At 43.7% G+C, this 17,379-nt stretch carries 17 protein-coding genes and 1 tRNA gene; 11 read left to right on the forward strand and 7 right to left on the reverse strand.

Annotated features, from left to right (window positions below; genetic code table 11):
• The first annotated feature begins 65 nt into the window (after nucleotides 1-65).
• The 3 genes from PCC7418_RS19380 (at nucleotide 66) to PCC7418_RS08975 (ending at nucleotide 3,578) form a co-directional block, all read left to right on the forward strand.
• Nucleotides 66-551: a hypothetical protein gene (locus tag PCC7418_RS19380; protein WP_015225854.1), complete on the forward strand. Its 486-nt coding sequence runs from the start codon at nucleotides 66-68 to the stop codon at nucleotides 549-551.
• Nucleotides 552-657: 106 nt separating this feature from the next.
• Nucleotides 658-3,105 carry a pentapeptide repeat-containing protein gene (locus PCC7418_RS08970; protein ID WP_015225855.1) on the forward strand — a complete coding sequence of 816 codons (2,448 nt, stop codon included), beginning with the start codon at nucleotides 658-660 and terminating at the stop codon, nucleotides 3,103-3,105.
• A gap of 44 nt (nucleotides 3,106-3,149) precedes the next feature.
• Nucleotides 3,150-3,578, forward strand: coding sequence for a universal stress protein (locus PCC7418_RS08975; RefSeq protein WP_015225856.1), 429 nt, complete (start codon nucleotides 3,150-3,152; stop codon nucleotides 3,576-3,578).
• Nucleotides 3,579-3,676: 98 nt separating this feature from the next.
• On the opposite strand, the gene PCC7418_RS08980 is transcribed toward PCC7418_RS08975, so the two are convergent.
• Nucleotides 3,677-3,952, reverse strand: coding sequence for a YggT family protein (locus PCC7418_RS08980; RefSeq protein ID WP_015225857.1), 276 nt, complete (start codon nucleotides 3,950-3,952; stop codon nucleotides 3,677-3,679).
• Nucleotides 3,953-4,120: 168 nt separating this feature from the next.
• On the opposite strand from PCC7418_RS08980, the gene psbX reads away from it, so the two are divergent.
• From psbX to PCC7418_RS09000, 4 genes are all read left to right on the forward strand, one after another.
• Nucleotides 4,121-4,240, forward strand: coding sequence for a photosystem II reaction center X protein (psbX, locus tag PCC7418_RS08985; RefSeq protein ID WP_015225858.1), 120 nt, complete (start codon nucleotides 4,121-4,123; stop codon nucleotides 4,238-4,240).
• Nucleotides 4,241-4,405: 165 nt separating this feature from the next.
• A complete protein-coding gene (locus PCC7418_RS08990) occupies nucleotides 4,406-5,266 on the forward strand; it encodes a Ycf66 family protein (protein WP_015225859.1) in 861 nt (286 codons plus the stop codon).
• Nucleotides 5,226-5,813: a PD40 domain-containing protein gene (locus PCC7418_RS08995; RefSeq protein WP_015225860.1), complete on the forward strand. Its 588-nt coding sequence runs from the start codon at nucleotides 5,226-5,228 to the stop codon at nucleotides 5,811-5,813. Before PCC7418_RS08990 ends, PCC7418_RS08995 begins: the two co-directional genes overlap by 41 nt.
• Nucleotides 5,800-6,324, forward strand: a complete 525-nt coding sequence (locus PCC7418_RS09000) for a TolB family protein (protein WP_015225861.1) — start codon at nucleotides 5,800-5,802, stop codon at nucleotides 6,322-6,324. The genes PCC7418_RS08995 and PCC7418_RS09000 overlap by 14 nt, the downstream gene beginning before the upstream one ends.
• A gap of 16 nt (nucleotides 6,325-6,340) precedes the next feature.
• On the opposite strand, the gene PCC7418_RS19385 is transcribed toward PCC7418_RS09000, so the two are convergent.
• The 3 genes from PCC7418_RS19385 to PCC7418_RS09015 form a co-directional block, all read right to left on the reverse strand.
• Nucleotides 6,341-6,982, reverse strand: coding sequence for a response regulator receiver domain-containing protein (locus PCC7418_RS19385; protein WP_015225862.1), 642 nt, complete (start codon nucleotides 6,980-6,982; stop codon nucleotides 6,341-6,343).
• A gap of 235 nt (nucleotides 6,983-7,217) precedes the next feature.
• Nucleotides 7,218-7,302, reverse strand: a tRNA-Ser gene (locus PCC7418_RS09010).
• A 13-nt stretch (nucleotides 7,303-7,315) separates the two neighbouring features.
• A complete protein-coding gene (locus PCC7418_RS09015) occupies nucleotides 7,316-8,251 on the reverse strand; it encodes a TIGR04168 family protein (protein ID WP_015225863.1) in 936 nt (311 codons plus the stop codon).
• Between the two features lie 222 nt (nucleotides 8,252-8,473).
• On the opposite strand from PCC7418_RS09015, the gene PCC7418_RS09020 reads away from it, so the two are divergent.
• Nucleotides 8,474-10,870 (forward strand): ATP-dependent Clp protease ATP-binding subunit, encoded by a 2,397-nt coding sequence (locus tag PCC7418_RS09020; protein WP_015225864.1) that lies wholly within the window; start codon nucleotides 8,474-8,476, stop codon nucleotides 10,868-10,870.
• 137 nt (nucleotides 10,871-11,007) lie between these two features.
• Nucleotides 11,008-12,363 carry a UDP-N-acetylmuramoyl-L-alanine--D-glutamate ligase gene (murD, locus tag PCC7418_RS09025; RefSeq protein ID WP_015225865.1) on the forward strand — a complete coding sequence of 452 codons (1,356 nt, stop codon included), beginning with the start codon at nucleotides 11,008-11,010 and terminating at the stop codon, nucleotides 12,361-12,363.
• Here the strand turns inward: murD and PCC7418_RS09030 are convergent.
• Nucleotides 12,360-12,875, reverse strand: coding sequence for a universal stress protein (locus PCC7418_RS09030; RefSeq protein ID WP_015225866.1), 516 nt, complete (start codon nucleotides 12,873-12,875; stop codon nucleotides 12,360-12,362). The two genes, murD and PCC7418_RS09030, sit on opposite strands and share 4 nt — an antisense overlap.
• 195 nt (nucleotides 12,876-13,070) lie before the next feature.
• Entirely contained in the window at nucleotides 13,071-14,987 is a 1,917-nt protein-coding gene (gene sir, locus PCC7418_RS09035) for a sulfite reductase, ferredoxin dependent (RefSeq protein ID WP_041596570.1), read from the reverse strand.
• Nucleotides 14,988-15,256: 269 nt separating this feature from the next.
• Between sir and PCC7418_RS09040 the strand changes: the two genes are divergently transcribed.
• The gene (locus PCC7418_RS09040; protein ID WP_041596217.1) at nucleotides 15,257-15,763 is read left to right on the forward strand and encodes a hypothetical protein; all 507 of its coding nucleotides are present in this window, start codon (nucleotides 15,257-15,259) and stop codon (nucleotides 15,761-15,763) included.
• A 193-nt stretch (nucleotides 15,764-15,956) separates the two neighbouring features.
• The gene (locus PCC7418_RS09045; RefSeq protein ID WP_015225869.1) at nucleotides 15,957-16,517 is read left to right on the forward strand and encodes a manganese efflux pump MntP family protein; all 561 of its coding nucleotides are present in this window, start codon (nucleotides 15,957-15,959) and stop codon (nucleotides 16,515-16,517) included.
• Between the two features lie 89 nt (nucleotides 16,518-16,606).
• On the opposite strand, the gene PCC7418_RS09050 is transcribed toward PCC7418_RS09045, so the two are convergent.
• On the reverse strand, nucleotides 16,607-17,266 hold the full coding sequence (locus tag PCC7418_RS09050; protein ID WP_015225870.1) for an SDR family oxidoreductase: 660 nt from the start codon (nucleotides 17,264-17,266) through the stop codon (nucleotides 16,607-16,609).
• Nucleotides 17,267-17,379 lie beyond the last annotated feature (113 nt).

A 17,379-nucleotide genomic window follows, 5' to 3' on the forward strand; every position in this document is an offset into this window, starting at 1 on the left:
TTTTGTTCTTAGATAACATTCCCGTAAAAACCCCACTCCAAATCAACGCACCTTGTAAAAAATCAATGACAACAAAATTTATAAAAATTAGACTTAATGAAACCACCCGTGAAGAATTCCAGAAAAAAGCAAAAGCGGAAGGAGTGACAATGACCCAACTCATTCAAGGTTGGATCAAAGACTATCTTGAAGAAGAAACAGGTTCTACTGGAACAACATCTGATGATTCAGAACTTTGGCAAAGACTAGAAGCCTTAGAACAAAAAATTGAAACCCCAACCACAACAGTTAATCAAGAAACTGAGCAAAAGTTGCAACAGTATATTCAATATGTTGACCAAAGAATTGATACTCTCGAAAACGTTGTTATTACCCCAATCAAAAAGGATTTAGACGGGGTTAAAAATTCTTGGAAAGCTCTTTTTAATCAGATTCGCGAACTGGAAGGAAAAGTGAATCAGTTTCGTTCAGAATTAGAAAAGTTTCATACTCAAACTAAACAAAGTTTTGCCCGTATAACTCAGTATATCAACCAAAAATTTCAAGGTTAATTATACCAATTTAAAAAGGTAGATGTTACATTTCGTAGGGTTTGCCTTGCCCACCCTACCGTCTCAGAAACTGAAAGGGTAACCAGTGACAAATAACCAATGACCAATGACCAATCAACAGTTTATAGTAACTGAACCCCTTTCACAAGCGGGTCAGAGTGCGGAAAAGAAAGTTTGGGAAACCATACAAGTTGCGTTTGAAAATCGTAATTGTTTGGGCTATTGGCGTTATCCCATTTTTTCGACTGGGACTAATTTTCGGAAAGAACCTGATATTTTGTTGCTCGATCGCGCTCTGGGAATTATGATTATTGAAGTGAAAGGGCTAGTCATTGATCAAATTAAACAAATTACAGGACACCTCTGGCACTATCAAAACTTTTACACCAGCAGTGGTAATCCTTATCAACAAGCCGAAAATCAACTCTTTTCTCTTCTCAATTATTGTCACCAAGAAGCCAGCTTAAATCATCAAATTACCAGTCGGGTTTTAGTCGCCTTACCCAATATTACCCGCAGGGAATGGGAAGCAAGAACATTTCATCGTCTCCCTAGTCAACCCCCTCTCTTATTAACAGATGATTTCGCCTCAACTGATCATTTATTCTCAAAAATCAAACAAACCCCAATTCTTTCTCAAGGGACTGATCTAACCGAAAAACAATGGGAACTCTTACTTGCAATGTTCAGTGGAACACCCGTTTATCAAAAACCCAAATATCGAGTTCTCGCGTCTCCAAATAGTCGAGGAAAAATCTTACAACAAGTTTATCAACAGATTTCTCAATGGGATCAACAACAAGAAAAAATTGGCAAACAAATTCCCCCAGGATGTCAACGGATACGGGGAATTGCTGGGTCTGGAAAAACTGCGCTTCTCTGTCAAAAAGCAGCGCAAATGCACTTAAAACATCCAGACTGGGAGATTGCGTTAGTCTTCTTTTCTCGTAGCCTCTACCCCGTCATTATTGATCAACTCAGCTATTGGTTAAATCGCTTTAGTGAAGCAAAACAAACCTTTCACCCCAAAAACTCTAAACTGCGCGTCCTTCATGCTTGGGGCGCAAAAAAACAAGCTGGACTCTATCGCCTCATCGCCGAAGCAGCAGACATTTCTCCCCTCACGGTATCTGATATTCCCAAACCCGAACGGTATCAGCCCCAAGTCGCCCTTGCCTTAGCCTGCGATCAGCTTCTCACAAAAACATCGATTCCTCAACTTTTTGATGCCATCCTCATTGACGAAGGACAAGATTTGCTAGTTGACGAAAAAATCAAGCTACAAACTCAACAACCTTTCTATCAACTGGCTTATCAAGCATTACGCCCCGTCCATCCCACGCAACCGCAACAACGGCGACTGATTTGGACCTATGACGAAGCCCAAAGTTTAGATCATCTCACGATTCCCACCCCAGGAGAGATTTTAGGAGAAAAACGAGCGCATCTTCTCAGTGGCGAGTATCAAGATGGAATCAAAAAAACAGAAATTCTCTCTCGTTGTTACCGACTCCCTCATCCCGTAATTACTTTTGCTCATGGGATTGGTATGGGATTATTAAGACGGAAAGGACTATTAACAGGAGTGAGACATCCTGAAGACTGGAAAGCGTTGGGTTATGAAGTGACAGGACATTTTGAACCGCAGACAGAAATTATTCTCAAACGTCCGATTGAAAATTCGCCTCATCCCTTACCGCAATTATGGTCGGGTGAGATGATCCGCTTTCAAAGTTATGCGGTACGCCAAGAAGAATTAACCGCTTTAGCTGAACAAATTTTAATCAATTTACGTCAGGAAGGATTACGTCCCAGCCGTCAGATTTTAGTCTTGGTTTTAGGGGAAACTTTCACCGCGAGGCGTTTAGAAACAGAAGTAGCGCGGTTTCTCTACCAACAAGGGCTTGATATTTATCTCCCCAGTGCGCCTGATTGTAATGTTTTTGAAACGGCTTCGGTTCAGCGTAACCCAAATCAATTTTGGTGTGAAGGAGGGGTGACGGTTTCTCGCATTCATCGCGCCAAAGGACAAGAAGCGGATATGGTGTATATTGTGGGTTTAGACCAAATTGCAAAAGACGAAGGAAACCTTTATCTCCGCAATCAGTTATTTACCGCCATTACTCGCACTCGCGCTTGGGTGACGTTAAGCGGTGTGGGGGCTTATTCGTTTTATGAAGAAGTGCAACAAGTCCTTGACAGTGGGGAGACGTTTCGGTTTATTTATCGCCAACCGCCGTTAAGAGAGATTCCCATTACCCCAGTTGGAGAGTTTCTCGCCCGTTATACTGCTGGGGAACGAAATTTTCAGAATATTGATTTACAAGGGATAGAGTTAAGTCATTTTGACCTGAAAGGATGTAATTTTATTGGTGCAAATTTAGTGGGGGCAAATTTGAGTTATAGTTGCTTAGAAGGGGCAAAATTAGTGGTGGCGAATCTAGAAAATGCTAACTTAAGTCAAGCGAATTTATGTAAAGCTAAGTTAGTGGGAGCAAACTTAAAAAATGCGAATTTGGAAGGGGCAAATCTGACTCACACTGATTTATATTAGAAGTAGCGATAGTAACAAGAACTAAGAACCAATCACTAATAATTATGAGTTTATTTAAGCGCGATCGCGTTTTAGTTCCCATTGACTTTTCCGAGTCCTCCTTTCAAGCCCTAGCAGAAGCCATCAACGAAGTAGAAGACCCAGAGAATGTTCATATTCTCCACGTTTTGCGTCCACTTAACCCTGGAGATCCTGGTATGATTTGGCATACAGTGGATAACGAAACCCGTCGTCGCCACGTAGAAAAGGTGTTTTATAAACGGTGTTCTGATCCCGAATATAAAAAAGCACCCTTTAATGTCATGATTGGGAAACCAGCGAGAAAAATTCTTGACTATGCCAAAAAAAACGATATTCAACTGATTATTATACCTTCTCATGCCCACAAAGGTTTAAACCGTTTTGCTTTGGGTTCAGTTGCAGAAAGAGTCGTGCGTCAAGCTCCCTGTCCAGTTTTAGTGTTGCGAGACTAATTATTGACTGAATTTTCTCAAGAGACACGGGTTGCAACTTTCTGTTAACGGTGATTCATGGGTAATAGAAATCAAAACCAAATGAGTAATGACGATTATTAAGTCAATAGTCCTTGTTGTCCTAGTAGAATTTCTCGTAATAAGGTGAAAATTCCCACCCAAATCACAGGAGTAATATCAACCCCGCCAATGGGAGGAACAACTTTCCGCAAGGGGGCTAAAAAGGGCTCAGTCGGGAATGCGACTAGACTGTAAGGAAACTGTTTAAGATTAATTTGGGGATACCAGGTGAGGACAATCCGAAAAATAAAGAGAACCGTCATCACCGCGAAAAAGATTCCTAATCCCCAATTGATCACTGTTGATAATTCCATAAACAAATTATTAAAATTATTAATAAGGACAAGATAAATCAGGATAGATCAGGTTTGACTCAGCTGGCTACAACTTAAAGACAGTCACCAAACCCTGTTATCCTGTAAATTAGCATAGGGGCTCTCCCTGTAACCATTCAACTTTAAATCATAGAGTAACAAAAGACCATGACACCATCTTTAGCAAACTTCCTTTATAGCTTACTCGCTGGAACGTTAATCGTTGTCATTCCAGCAACGATCGCGCTCGTTTTCATTAGCATTAAAGACCGCGTTCGTCGCTCTTAGATCATTGTTCATGTTATGAATCATGCTTGTCCAGGGGAACTCTACCCTCCTCTGGACGGCTTTTATTTAATTTAGGATGGAGACAGTCTCCGTGCTGAGAGAGAACAGAACGATTAAGATAAAAATGTGATCAGCACAGGGCAAACCCAAGCAAGGAGCAGAGCAATGGTAAACTTCGGGCTGAACTCAGCCAGCATCCTCGGCATCTTTCTCGCGATCGCGGGGGCATCTTTATATTTTATGCGTTCGTTTCGCCCAGAACTCTCTAGAGACCAAGATATCTTTTTTGCTGCGGTGGGACTACTGTGCGGATTTATCTTGTTATTCCAAGGGTGGCGACTCGATCCCATTTTGCAGTTTGGTCAGTTTCTGCTCACGGCGATGGCGGTGGCGTTTGGCGTGGAAACGATTCGCTTACGGGCTGCAACCACCGAACAAGCGAAACGAAGCGCACCCACTGTTGACCGAGATCGACGCACCAGTCGCGTTTATCGAGCGGAAATCGATGACATGGAACCCTATTTTGAAGAAGAAGAACCCACCGACACCCGCCGTCGGTTACGAGGAACAACTGTTGAACGTTCTCCTCGCAGCGATCGGTATGATGAGGGCTATGAACAAGAAACGCCTCGTCCTAGCAAAACCCGTTCCAGTCGCAGCAAACGAAAACCTTCTACCCGTTCTCGCACCGCCCCCGATTATTACTATGATGAAGAACCGAATGAATCTTATGATCGTCGGGATGTAGAAGAAGACAGAGACGATTATATTCCTCCCCGTCAACCTCGGTCTCGTCGAGAAGACTCGAATCCGCCAACTCGTACCTCTCGCAAACCCCGTCCTCGTCCCCGTGACGATGAAAGCCGAGAGCGACGTTCAGCGAGTACCCGATCGCGCCCTCCAGTGAGTCGTCCTCCTTCCCGTCGTCGTCCTGCACCGCCAAAAGAAGATTATGTAGATTATAAACCCATTGATCCCCCAGAAAATGAGGATGATCCCGACAACAGTAATCAATTTGATTATTAAGCAGACAGCAACTTGGAAACGCTGGCTGAGTCTGAGTGTCAGCGTTGGTTTACTCAGCCTTTTATCTGCTTGTGGATCGGCAAATCTTCCTGAAGGGACAACCGGAATTAACAGTCGTTACAATGACCAAGAACCCAGTTTGAGTGGTAATGGACGATATTTAGCTTGGGTTTCAACCCGTAATGGTCGCCATCAAGTGTTACTGTATGATTTATCCCGCGAGCAATATGTTCCCCTACCTGGGTTAAATCCTAAAAATGTTCTCACGGAAAGCCCGAGCTTAAGCCGAACGGGGCGTTATTTAGTTTTTTTAGTCAGTCGTGAGGGTCGCCCTGAAATTGCCCTGTATGATCGGATTGTGGAAGAAACGGAAATTTTAACCGACTCTTATCGCTATTGGGTGCGGAATCCTGACATTGATTTAGATGGACGTTATATTGTGTTTGAAACCGCCCGTCGCGGTCAATGGGATGTGGAAGTGTTAGACCGTGGCCCGGAAATTGAGCCTGATATCCTAGATGGAACACGCATTTATGGCAATCCGTAGCCTTTCTTTTCCTTTCAAATTGCTCGCTGGTGTGTTACTCAGTCCCTTATTCGCCAGTTGTGGCGGTTATCCCGAAATTGTTAAAATTCCTTTTTCTCAAGGGACGGAGAGCTTAAATACTCCTGCTTCCGAGTTTCATCCTGAAATTGCGGATCGCTATGTGGCGTTTGTCTCAGATCGCAATGGGTCACAGGATATTTATCTCTATGATCAGCGCGATCGCGCTCTCATTTCCCTTCCTGGATTAAATGCACTCGATGAAATGGCATTTGACCCCACCGTTTCCGAAGACGGGCGTTTGATTGCATTTACCAAAACCCGCCAAGGACGGTCTGATATTTTTCTTTATAACCGAGAAACGCGATCGCTGCGTAATTTGACCAGTAATTTATCGGCACAAGTTCGCCGTCCGAGTATTAGTGCAGACGGTTCAACCATTGCTTTTGAAGCGAATCCTGATGGCAACTGGGATATTCTCATCTATGACCGATCAGGTCAACCTCTAAATTAACTGGTAAACTGGAAAATTAATAGGGAAGCCCACGAAATCGCTTAACTTTTGGTTTTACCTTCAAGCCTCGTCTTTTATGACTTGATGAAGCAGCGACCGACTCTTGGTGTGTTTCTGTTGTCTCTGAAGAGAGAGCCGTTTCTTCAGCTACATCTTCTGATGCTTGCAAGAAGGTTTTTTCTTCTCCATTGTTACCGAACTCTGCTGTTAATTCTTCTACAAGTGGAACTAAAGACGCTGGTTCCCAGTCTGTTTTGTCGAGAGCGAGCATAACCAATTCCATCCCTTGCGTCAAGCTCAAAGGGAGATGACCATAATCAAATCCAGGTAAGAGTTGGTAAGCCCCTTGATTTTTAGCCCATCGCTGTTCAATTTCAGACACCTGAATCCTTTCTTGTGCTGTCAGGATTACTTTCAGATCAGGGTGATTCTGGTGTGTCCACCGACAAAACTCATAGGGGTTGAGCTTTTCAATCGACATTTCCACAATGATGAGTTTCGGTAAGATTTGATGCGCTTCACTTGCTTCTTGCAAGAGCTTCCGCAGATTCACTTCTGGGGATTCTTGAATCACAACCAAACCTTGGCTTCTTAAGAGCCGTGTCCAAATTTCACTCTGGGAGCTACTTTTTTGTATAACCACCACTATATCTGTCATATTAAACCGCTATATTAATAATTATTTCGCTGATCTGACAGTCGAGCCAGTTTCTTTGTATAAATCGCTACACTGGATCAAATCAACTTGCTTGAGTGATTTCTTGCTTTACGGCAAGGGATTTGCAGAATCAAATTGAATCACTGCTAGGTATAGATACTTTACAATATTACAGAATTTTGCGCGGTTTACTGTGACGAAATTAACCGTTTTCGTCAGCACTTTTTACTGATAACGGAGAGGGGGAGATTCGAACTCCCGGAGCCTCTCGGCTCAGCCGATTTCAAGTCGGCCGCAATCGACCACTCTGCCACCTCTCCAAAATTTCAAGTTCTATGATAGCAGTTTCTTTGCTCTGGCTTCTACCGCTTGATAAAAAATTTCTTCTGTCAGGATGGAAAAATTATTTCTCATGTAAACCAGCCGAATTTCACGAACACCAGCAGGAGTCAGAGAAACTAAAAAGAATTTGCGTAAATATTGCCCATTTTCTTGAGTTTCAATCAAACGTGGAACACAAGCAGCATTGAAATAAACTGTTCCCTGTTCATCAACCACAACCGCAGTGCGTTGATAATCCTGAGTGTGTCGCAAGCAGTGGTGCATATGACCAAACGCAACGAGAGGGATTTTTTTTCCCAGTTGACGGGTTTGCGCGATCGCGCATCGCAAATCCTCATCCCCATAATCTCCTCCCCTCGGCTTCCAATCGCGACCACACAAATCATGCGGTTGATCCCCCAATCCCTTCGGACCATTATGGGCGAGAAAAATGGTTGTCCTATAATCAGTTGAGTTGACCGCGTCCATCATCCGCGCTGTAGAATCTTCAAAGCCATTCACCCCATACCGTTGTTGATAAAACTCCCCATTCCGCCATTGTGATCCGCCCCAGCTAAAAGGACGACTTCCCACCACAGACAGATGCCAGGGGTGAAAATCTTGTTTACTGTAACCGACATGACTTTCCCCAAGGAGATCCAATTGCTGTTGCACCCGATCTTCTCGCGATCGGTCATAAGGACACTTTTTGCGCCCCTTTTTTGAGGCACTGTAATGAGCATCATGATTGCCTAAAATGACTGCTTTGGGTAACTGCAATGCAGAAACTCGTTTGACAATTCCCACAGCTTCATTGCCAAAATCCCCGACAAACAGGGCTAAATCAACCCCTAGGGCTTCTAAACAGGCATTATCCTTTAACTCCCATTGGTCATGAATATCGCCCACCACCGCGATCGTGCAGTTTGGTTTCAGTGTCCCTTTCATTCCTCGAATTGTTGTCTTGCTTACAGATACAATTGCTACCTTAAAGTAAAAATCGAGAAATGCTTACTATAAAAAGACCAAAATTGGGAAAAAACGTCCCAAATCGTAAAATTCCCCCCTAGGGTTACGGCTATTCCCATTGTGAATGGATAACAATGAAGGATACAGTAGAACCAAATAGATAAGAAAAGTTAAGAAAGCAGTCTATCAACGATAGTCATTATGTTTGAATATTTTACGGATAAAGCCATCAAAGCCGTTGTTCTTGCCCAAGAAGAAGCACGCCGAATGAAGCAAAATCTGGTGGGTAGCGAACAAGTGCTGTTAGGTCTCATTGCTGAAGGCAGTAGCGATGCAGCCAATATCTTAAGTCAATTAGGTGTCAAACTCAAGGATGCTCGTCAAGTGGTGGAAGGATTAGTGGGATCAGGCTCAGATAATGTCCCCGCCAATATTCCGTTTACTCCTAGAGCCAAACGAATTTTCGAGCAAGCATTAGAAATTGCTCGTCAACAATCCCATCAGTCAATTTTACCCGAACATATCTTGTTGGCGATGACCCAAGAAGAAGGGGTCGCCACTAAAGTCTTGAGTCAATTGGGAGCCGATCCCCAGCAAGTTGCAGCACGGTTAGAAGAGGCTCTAAATAACCCCAGTTCAGGTGACGAAGAACCCTCAGCACCCGCAACCGCCAGCATGGGTGAGCGTCGTCAAGGTCGGTTTGGGTTTAATCCACAGCAACAGCAACAAGGAGATAATGGCTTAAAATCCTTTGCCATTAACTTGACCGAAAAAGCTCAAAACGAAGAGATTGACCCGATCATCGGTCGTGACCAAGAAGTAGAACGCACCATTCAGATTTTAGGTCGTCGAACCAAAAATAATCCTGTTTTGGTGGGTGAACCGGGGGTGGGAAAAACCGCGATCGCGGAAGGTTTAGCACAACGCATTGTCCGCCAAGATGTACCAGAAGCCTTGCAAGATAAGCAAGTGTATAGCCTTGATATGGGCTTACTGGTTGCTGGAACGCGCTTCCGAGGTGAATTTGAAGAACGGTTAAAAAATATCGTCAAAGAAGTGCAAGAAGCGGGAAATATCATCCTTGTCATTGATGAAATCCATACGCTCATCGGTGGCGGAGCCATGGAAGGGGGAATGGATGCAGCCAACCTCCTGAAACCCGCCTTAGCCCGTGGTGAACTGCAATGTGTCGGCACAACCACCATGGATGAATATCGCCAATATATTGAGCAAGATGCAGCGTTAGAACGACGCTTCCAACCCGTTATGGTGGATGAACCTTCTGTGGAACAAACCATTGACATTTTAGAAGGCATTCGCAGTCCTTACGAAGAATATCATAAGGTTAAAATCTCTCTTGAAGCCTTAGAAGCAGCAGCAAAACTCTCTGATCGATATATCAGCGATCGGCACTTGCCAGATAAAGCCATTGATATCATTGATGAAGCTGGTTCTCGCTTACATCTCAGTCAGTCTATGGCCGAAAAATCCGCGGAAGGAGAAGCAGAAGAAAACACAACTGAAACCCCTGCAGAAATCCCCGTTGTTGGCTTAGATGAAGTCGCAAGCATTGTTTCCTCTTGGACAGGTGTTCCCGTCAACAAGATGACCCAAGCCGAATCCGAACTCTTGTTACACCTCGAAGATACGCTGCATGAGCGCATTATTGGTCAAAGTGAAGCCGTGAGTGCTGTTTCTCGTGCGATTCGTCGCGCCCGTGTCGGTATGAAAGATGTGGATCGCCCGATCGCGAGCTTTATCTTCTCTGGTCCCACAGGTGTCGGTAAAACTGAGTTAACCAAAGCCCTAGCGCAATATATGTTTGGCGATGAAGAGGCGATGATCCGTCTTGATATGTCCGAATATATGGATCCCCAAAGTGTTTCTAAGTTAATCGGTTCGCCACCAGGATTCGTCGGCTATGATGAAGGCGGACACCTGACCGAACAAGTGCGCCGTCGTCCTTACACCGTTGTTCTCTTAGATGAAATTGAAAAAGCGCATCCCGATGTCTTTAACTCCTTATTGCAAATTCTAGATGACGGTCATCTCACCGACTCGAAAGGACGCAAAGTTGACTTCAAAAATACCTTGATTATCATGACTTCCAACATCGGTTCTCAAGTCATTGAAAAAGGTGGCGGTGGACTCGGTTTTGAATTGGATAGCGAAGGTGATAGCACCTATACCCGCATCCGTAATCGCGTCCAAGAAGAAATGAAAAACTACTTCCGTCCTGAGTTTCTTAATCGGGTGGATGAAGTGATTGTCTTCCGTCAACTGCAAAAAGAAGAAGTGGGCGAAATTGCTGATTTACTCCTCAAAGAAATTGGTGGTCGCCTTAAAGACCAGCAAGGGGTTGAGTTAGAAGTCAGCGATCGCTTCAAAGACCGCGTCATTGAAGAAGGGTATGATGTCAGTTATGGGGCGCGTCCCTTACGCCGTGTGTTGATGCGTTTGTTAGAAGATAACCTTGCTCAAGCCATTCTCTCTGGGGATCTGAGCGAAGGGGATACCGCTTATGTCGATGTCGATGATGACGGTAATATTTCCCTTACAGAAGCAGCGAAGAAAAAGCAACTGCAACCTGTGGGCTAAAGGTAAAAACGGTTAGCAGGAAACCGAAAACAAAACCTCGCTAAGAGATCTGGCAGATTTTCCCTTCTTTTCCCGCTTTGGAAGAGAAGGGATTTCCCATATAATCGGAGAAACTATTGAACGTTAATCAGTAAAGGATGAAAGCATACGTCATTGGACTCGGACGTTCTGGAGTGGCTGCTGCCCGACTTTTGAAGCAACAAGGCTGGGATGTTATGATCAGCGATCGCGGAATGTCTGACTCCTTGCAAGGTCTTCAGCGTGACCTTGCTCAGGAAGAAATTACGGTTAAATTACAGGAGACACCGACACTAGATAACCTAAAAAAAACAGATTTAATTATTGTCAGTCCAGGTGTACCGTGGGATGTTCCGATCTTGGTTCGCGCCCGTGAAGAAAATATCCCCATGTATGGTGAAATTGAATTAGCATGGCGCAGTTTATCAGACGTTCCTTGGGTCGGAATTACAGGCACAAATGGTAAAACGACAACAACCGCTTTGTGTTCAGCTTTATTTCAAGGGTCTGGCTTAAATGCTCCTTCCTGTGGCAATATTGGGAATGCTGCTTGTGAATTGGGCTTAAAAGAGACAAGTTGGGATTGGATTATTGCCGAAATTAGCAGTTATCAAATTGAATCATCCCAAAAACTTGCGCCAGAAATTGGGGTTTGGACAACCTTTAGCCCTGATCATCTAGAACGTCATTACACCCTAGAAAATTATTTTGCCATAAAAAAATCTTTGCTCGATCGCGCTCAGTTAAAAATTCTGAATGGGGATGATCCTTATCTGCGGTATCTAGTGAATGAAAACTGGTCAGGAGTCCATTGGACAAGTATTAAAGGAAAAGATCAACTCCTGGGAAAGCCCAGTCATGGCATTTATCTTGAAGGAAATGAAATTATTGCGTTTGGGGAAAAAATCATTCAGGTGAGTGAGTTTCCCATGGCGGGAGACCATAACTTACAAAACCTCTTGTTAGCCGTCGGAGCCGCGCGTTTAGCGGGAGTAGAGAAAAGCGCGATCGCGCAGAGTATTATTAACTTTCAGGGAGTCCCTCATCGCCTGGAACCGATTTGTAAAATCGAGAATGTCCCGTTCATCAACGACAGCAAAGCTACCAACTACGAAGCAGCAACTGTCGGCTTATCCTCTGTCCCCAGTCCCGTCATTTTAATTGCAGGGGGACAAGCCAAAACCGGGAATGATCAAGACTGGTGTGAACTGATCAAAAATAAAGCCAGCGTGGTTTTACTGATTGGAGAAGCAGCCCCAAAATTTGCCCAACGGCTCGATGAGATGGGCTACACTTCCTATCAAGTTGTAGAAACCATGGAAAATGCTGTCAAAGAAGGGATCAATCGAGTTAAAAAACAGGAAGGATCAGTGGTTCTTCTTTCTCCAGCCTGCGCCAGCTTTGATCAATACGACAATTTTGAACAGCGCGGGGATCATTTCCGTCAGCTTTGCTTGCAGAACAATCTGTTCTAATGCTGAACCACTAGGACATGACAGGGTGCATGGTGGACAACATAATTGCTGACACTACCGAGAAGAATTTCACTCATGCCTCTGCGTCCTCGACGACCCACAACAATGAGGTCAACCCCATGTTCTTTAGCGAGTTGACAAATCAATTGTCCAGGGTCGCCAACAGCATACTCATAATCTGCTTTTACCCCTTCCTCAATTACAGCCTCTTTTAAGGAAGAGAGCCAAGTTTTTAATTCCTCAGTTTTTTCTTTTAACATTTGGTCACATAAAGTGAGAGCTTCCCCCGCATACAGACCAGCAACATTAATGCCATCTAAAACATCTTCTCGGGTTAGTAAAGAGTCAACACTATGAAAAATAAAAAGAGAGCTATTATCTTTTTTGGCTAAGGCAATCGCTTGAGAAAGGGCTTTAGAATCATCGAGCTTGTCTTTTCCTTCCGCTTCAGGTTCAACGCCTACTAAAATTTTGTGATAGTTTTTTTTTAGTGGGTCATTTTGTATCTGCATAATAAAATTGACCTCTCGTTATTATCGAAAACTTAGAACAATGTTGATTAATTGTCCCTATTACTTTTATCATCACATACAAATTCAGAGCGATAATCATTAAGTAATACTTGTTTATAATTATGCTCTCCCAAAAATAGTAGGGTGGGCAATACCCACCCTAGGAGGCTGGCTCTCTGACTGATTGACCAGAGTTTAGTCATCCAGATATTGTTCCAATGCTTCAGAGACTAACTGGGTCATACTTGTCCCTCGTTTTTCTGCTGCTGCTTTCAGACGTTCGTGGAGACCTTCATAAACACTAATGCGATGACGGCGACCTTTTCCACCCGCACTAGGAGTCTTAGTCGGTTTAAACTCATAACTCTTGACATAGGTTTCAATCGCTTCAAAACCGACTCGGTTGCAAAATTCGCCAAAACTTTCATCTTTCTGACGTTTCTCTTTATAAAACGCCAACATCGGCTCAATATAGCTTTCTAACTCATCAATGGGCATCCGTTCCATATAAGGACGCGCTAAAGCGGTTTGATTGGGGGTTCCCCCTAACCACAGTTGATAGGCTTTCGGCGCACTACCCACAAACCCTAATTCTGCCATATAAGGGCGGGCGCAACCATTGGGACATCCAGTCATCCGCACAACAAGGTCTTGTTCTGCCATTCCCAGTTTTTTCAAGACATTACGAACTCGGTCTAAAATACTGGGTAAAGCGCGTTCAGACTCGGTAATCGCTAATCCGCAAGTGGGGAGTGCAGGACAAGCCATGGAATAGCGCAAGAGATGGTCTAAGTTATTGGGATCAGTAATTAAGCCATGATCGGTGAGAATCTTTTCGATCGCGCTTTGGTCTTCAGGCTTGATCTCATACAGAATCACGTCATGGTTTGCGGTTAAGCGCATGGGAACTTGATATTGTTCCACAATTTTCCGCAGGGCGGTTTTTAAGCGGAATTTCCCTTCATCTTTGACGCGACCATTTTCAACCGATAAGCCAAAGAAGAGTTTGCCATCTCCCTGTTCATGCCAACCGAGAAAATCTTTATACTCAAAAGGCGGTAAATCTTGATACGGTTGCAGGGGTTTCCCATAGTATTCTTCTAACTTGGATTGGAACTTCTCAACGCCCCAATCATAGAGAAGATACTTCATTCTCGCATGACGACGCTGCACGCGATCGCCGTAATCTCTTTGAGTAGCAACAATCGCTTTTAGCAGATCATAAACATCGGCTTTATCCACATAACAAATGGGATCGGACATCCGCGCAAAGGTTTCCTCTTTATTATGGGTGCGTCCCATTCCGCCACCGGCGAGAACATTAAACCCTTTTAGTTCCCCTTGATCATCGGTAATCACAATCAAACTGACATCATGGGTATAAACATCAATGGAGTTATCCCCTGGTACTGTCACACAGCATTTAAACTTACGGGGCATATAATATTTCCCATAAATGGGTTCTTCCCCTTCATGGAAAATCGTGCCATTACCATTACGTTCTCTGGCAGCTTGTACTTCTGGTGCTTCTTCCACACTCAGAAACTTTTCTCCATCGAGCCAAATTTCATAGTAGGCTTCCGTTTGCGGACGCAGGAGATCAGCAATGTTATCGGCATACTGCCAAGCATATTGATATTCTTTACGATCTTTAAAGGGGGCTGGGGGAGCCATCACGTTACGATTTAAATCGCCACAGGCTCCGAGGGTTGACCCCAGATTACGGACAATCCGATTAATGGTTTCTTTCAGATTTTTCTTGAGAATACCGTGAAGCTGGAAGCCCTGACGAGTCGTGACCCGAAGCGTTTCGTTGCCATACTCGCTAGAGAGATCATCAAGGGTCAAATATAATTCTGGCGGAATGAAGCCTCCTGGGTTTCGCGTCCGCAGCATGAACTGATAGTCTTTTTCTTGCCCTTTCTGGCGGTTGTCGCGGTTATCTTGTTGGTAAGACCCATGAAATTTCAAGATTTGAACTGCATCTTGGCTGAAGTGAGTGGTGTCTTCTAACAGTTCTGTGGCGAGGGGTTCTCGTAAAAAATTACTATTTTCTTTAATTCCTTCTAATTTGGAGGGTTTAGAGGCTTTTTTGGCTTTAGATGCTACCATTACTGCTTTTTGCTCGATCGCTGCACATTTTTGGATCACCGATAACTCACTGGGAATTACGGTGATTAGTTCCATCATATCGTGAGTGGATCATTTTTCAATGACTACTGACCCATAAACTTTTTCGACATCAGGGTAGAATAATTCTTGCTTGAATCCAGCTTGTAAAATGAAACTATCCCTGCTTTCAGTGCTGCTCAATTTTCTTTCTCTTCTCCCAGGAACCCTCTTAACTCTACTGACCATTGCCGTTGCGTTTTTACGATTTTATGATGAGCAAGATTTCACAATCCTCGGACAAATTGCCGAACCCCGACTCTGGAGCAACCGACTCACCTTGGCAGCCCTCTTGGTGGCAGTGGTTAATTTCGGCGTTGAGTGGAACCGTCGAAACGGAGAAACAAATCGCTTGGCTGAAGATGAAGCAAGAAGAAGACAAGAAGAGACACGAAGAGTGGAAAGAGCAATTGAGGAAGAGAGACGAAGAATTGAAGAAGACAGACGAAGAGGCGAGGAAGAGAGACGAAGAGGCGAGGAAGAGAGACGAAGAGGCGAGGAAGAGAGACGAAGAAGACAAGAAGAGACACGAGCAGAGAATGAAAGAATTGAGAGAAGATACCGAGAAATACAGCGCGATCGCGCAGCAGATCGAGAAAGAAACCGAGCAGCTGAGGAAAGAGAACGAACGGCTAGCCGAGCTCGAATCCAAAATCGATGGATTATTCTCCAAATACGGTATCAACTCGAAGCCAGTGAATCCAACCGAAGAGCTTTAAGTGATTTTCTGGCTTTTCTCAAGGAATATGGGGAATAGAACCGTTTCATTAGTTGGTGACTGCTGATTACTGATGACGCATTGATTATGAAAAAACTTTAAAGAGAATATGAACTGATTATGAACAAATGAAAAGAAATAAAAAGCTAAGATTGCATTAATAAAGATTAATAACTTTATCGTCAACGTCAACTATGCAATTATTAACAATTAGCTTGATGGGAGTTGGCTTAGCTGCTGATGCCCTTGCGGTTTCTCTGACCAGTGGTTTACTGATTCAACGAATTAAAATTAATAAGGCTTTAAAGATTGCGTTATTTTTTGGAATTTTTCAAACCTTGATGCCCATTTTCGGATGGATGATGGGGTTAGGATTTCGGGAATTTGTTAGCGCGATCGCGCATTGGATTGCCTTTTTTCTCCTCGGTTGGCTCGGGGGAAATATGATTTACGAAGCCCTAAAAGATGAGGAAGAAGAACCCTTTAATCCGTTAGATAATTCGACCTTATTAGGACTCGCGATCGCGACCAGTATTGATGCCCTAGCTGCGGGTGTGGGCTTATCTGTGATTAAAATGTCTTTACCCTTAACCGTAAGCCTAATTGGTTTAATTACGTTTATTCTTTGCTTTTTCGGAGTCTTTATTGGTCATCGTTTCGGTCATTGGTGCCAAGGAAAAGTCGAAATCCTTGGCGGTTTAATTTTAATGGGAATTGGCACAAAAATTTTAGTGGAAACTATGATGCAATTCTAGCAGTAATTAGTTATTTTTTTCTGAGTCATTTGCCATCTGTCAGTTAATAACTAATGACTAATGACTAATGACTAATGACTAATAACAAATTACCAAGGTAAAACCTCTCCCTTCGCGTGCCAAAACGTCCCCGAATTACTTAAATTAAGTTCTTCGATCCGTTGTAATAATCCTTCTACCGATTCGCTCGTAGTAATGCCAGAAAAGCCCGTCATACGAGTTTGTACCATGCCTGGATGGAGAATCCCCACTGCAATTTTACGAGGTTTCAAGTCCTCAGAAAGGGATTTTCCTGCCATACTCAGTGCAGTTTTTGACATCCGATACCCATAGAAGCCCCCCGAGCTATTATCTTCAATTGACCCCATGCGACTGGTCATTAAAATCACTTTTCCCCCTTCAGGAATTAGGGGTAACAAGGCTTTAGTGACGCGCAATGGGGCGACTGCATTCACCCGAAATTGACGTTCCAAACTTTCAAAATCTAAATCATCGAGGGAGTTCGCTTCAATAATTCCCGCATTATTAATCAAGACATCAATGCTTGTTCCTTGTAGGCGTTTTGCCAGTTCCGCAACAGAAGCATCCGAGGTAACATCAATTCCTGATTCAATTTGGACATCGAGACTTTTCAATTCTGCGCTGGGTTCACGACAAACCGCAATTACCCTTTCTCCTTTGGCTTTTAGCTGTTTGCAATATTCCAAGCCAATGCCACGATTCGTTCCAGTGATGAGATAATTTACCATATTTTTTTAAACTGATTGAGTAGCGCAACAGTGGGGATTGAAGCAATAATTGAAAGATGAGAAAACTATCAAAAGAAAGAATATTTGTAAGCATGGAGGTCATTTACCTCCCC

Source organism: Halothece sp. PCC 7418, from assembly GCF_000317635.1.
GTDB lineage: Bacteria > Cyanobacteriota > Cyanobacteriia > Cyanobacteriales > Rubidibacteraceae > Halothece.

What these genes read in the sequence shown, in the direction of transcription:
- PCC7418_RS19380 (WP_015225854.1), top strand. Translation starts at nt 66, where the DNA reads ATGACAACAAAATTTATAAAAATTAGACTTAATGAAACCACCCGTGAA.
- PCC7418_RS08970 (WP_015225855.1), top strand. Translation starts at nt 658, where the DNA reads ATGACCAATCAACAGTTTATAGTAACTGAACCCCTTTCACAAGCGGGT.
- PCC7418_RS08975 (WP_015225856.1), top strand. Translation starts at nt 3,150, where the DNA reads ATGAGTTTATTTAAGCGCGATCGCGTTTTAGTTCCCATTGACTTTTCC.
- PCC7418_RS08980 (WP_015225857.1), bottom strand. Translation starts at nt 3,952, where the DNA reads ATGGAATTATCAACAGTGATCAATTGGGGATTAGGAATCTTTTTCGCG.
- psbX (WP_015225858.1), top strand. Translation starts at nt 4,121, where the DNA reads ATGACACCATCTTTAGCAAACTTCCTTTATAGCTTACTCGCTGGAACG.
- PCC7418_RS08990 (WP_015225859.1), top strand. Translation starts at nt 4,406, where the DNA reads ATGGTAAACTTCGGGCTGAACTCAGCCAGCATCCTCGGCATCTTTCTC.
- PCC7418_RS08995 (WP_015225860.1), top strand. Translation starts at nt 5,226, where the DNA reads ATGAGGATGATCCCGACAACAGTAATCAATTTGATTATTAAGCAGACA.
- PCC7418_RS09000 (WP_015225861.1), top strand. Translation starts at nt 5,800, where the DNA reads ATGGCAATCCGTAGCCTTTCTTTTCCTTTCAAATTGCTCGCTGGTGTG.
- PCC7418_RS19385 (WP_015225862.1), bottom strand. Translation starts at nt 6,982, where the DNA reads ATGACAGATATAGTGGTGGTTATACAAAAAAGTAGCTCCCAGAGTGAA.
- PCC7418_RS09015 (WP_015225863.1), bottom strand. Translation starts at nt 8,251, where the DNA reads ATGAAAGGGACACTGAAACCAAACTGCACGATCGCGGTGGTGGGCGAT.
- PCC7418_RS09020 (WP_015225864.1), top strand. Translation starts at nt 8,474, where the DNA reads ATGTTTGAATATTTTACGGATAAAGCCATCAAAGCCGTTGTTCTTGCC.
- murD (WP_015225865.1), top strand. Translation starts at nt 11,008, where the DNA reads ATGAAAGCATACGTCATTGGACTCGGACGTTCTGGAGTGGCTGCTGCC.
- PCC7418_RS09030 (WP_015225866.1), bottom strand. Translation starts at nt 12,875, where the DNA reads ATGCAGATACAAAATGACCCACTAAAAAAAAACTATCACAAAATTTTA.
- sir (WP_041596570.1), bottom strand. Translation starts at nt 14,987, where the DNA reads ATGGTAGCATCTAAAGCCAAAAAAGCCTCTAAACCCTCCAAATTAGAA.
- PCC7418_RS09040 (WP_041596217.1), top strand. Translation starts at nt 15,257, where the DNA reads ATGATGAGCAAGATTTCACAATCCTCGGACAAATTGCCGAACCCCGAC.
- PCC7418_RS09045 (WP_015225869.1), top strand. Translation starts at nt 15,957, where the DNA reads ATGCAATTATTAACAATTAGCTTGATGGGAGTTGGCTTAGCTGCTGAT.
- PCC7418_RS09050 (WP_015225870.1), bottom strand. Translation starts at nt 17,266, where the DNA reads ATGGTAAATTATCTCATCACTGGAACGAATCGTGGCATTGGCTTGGAA.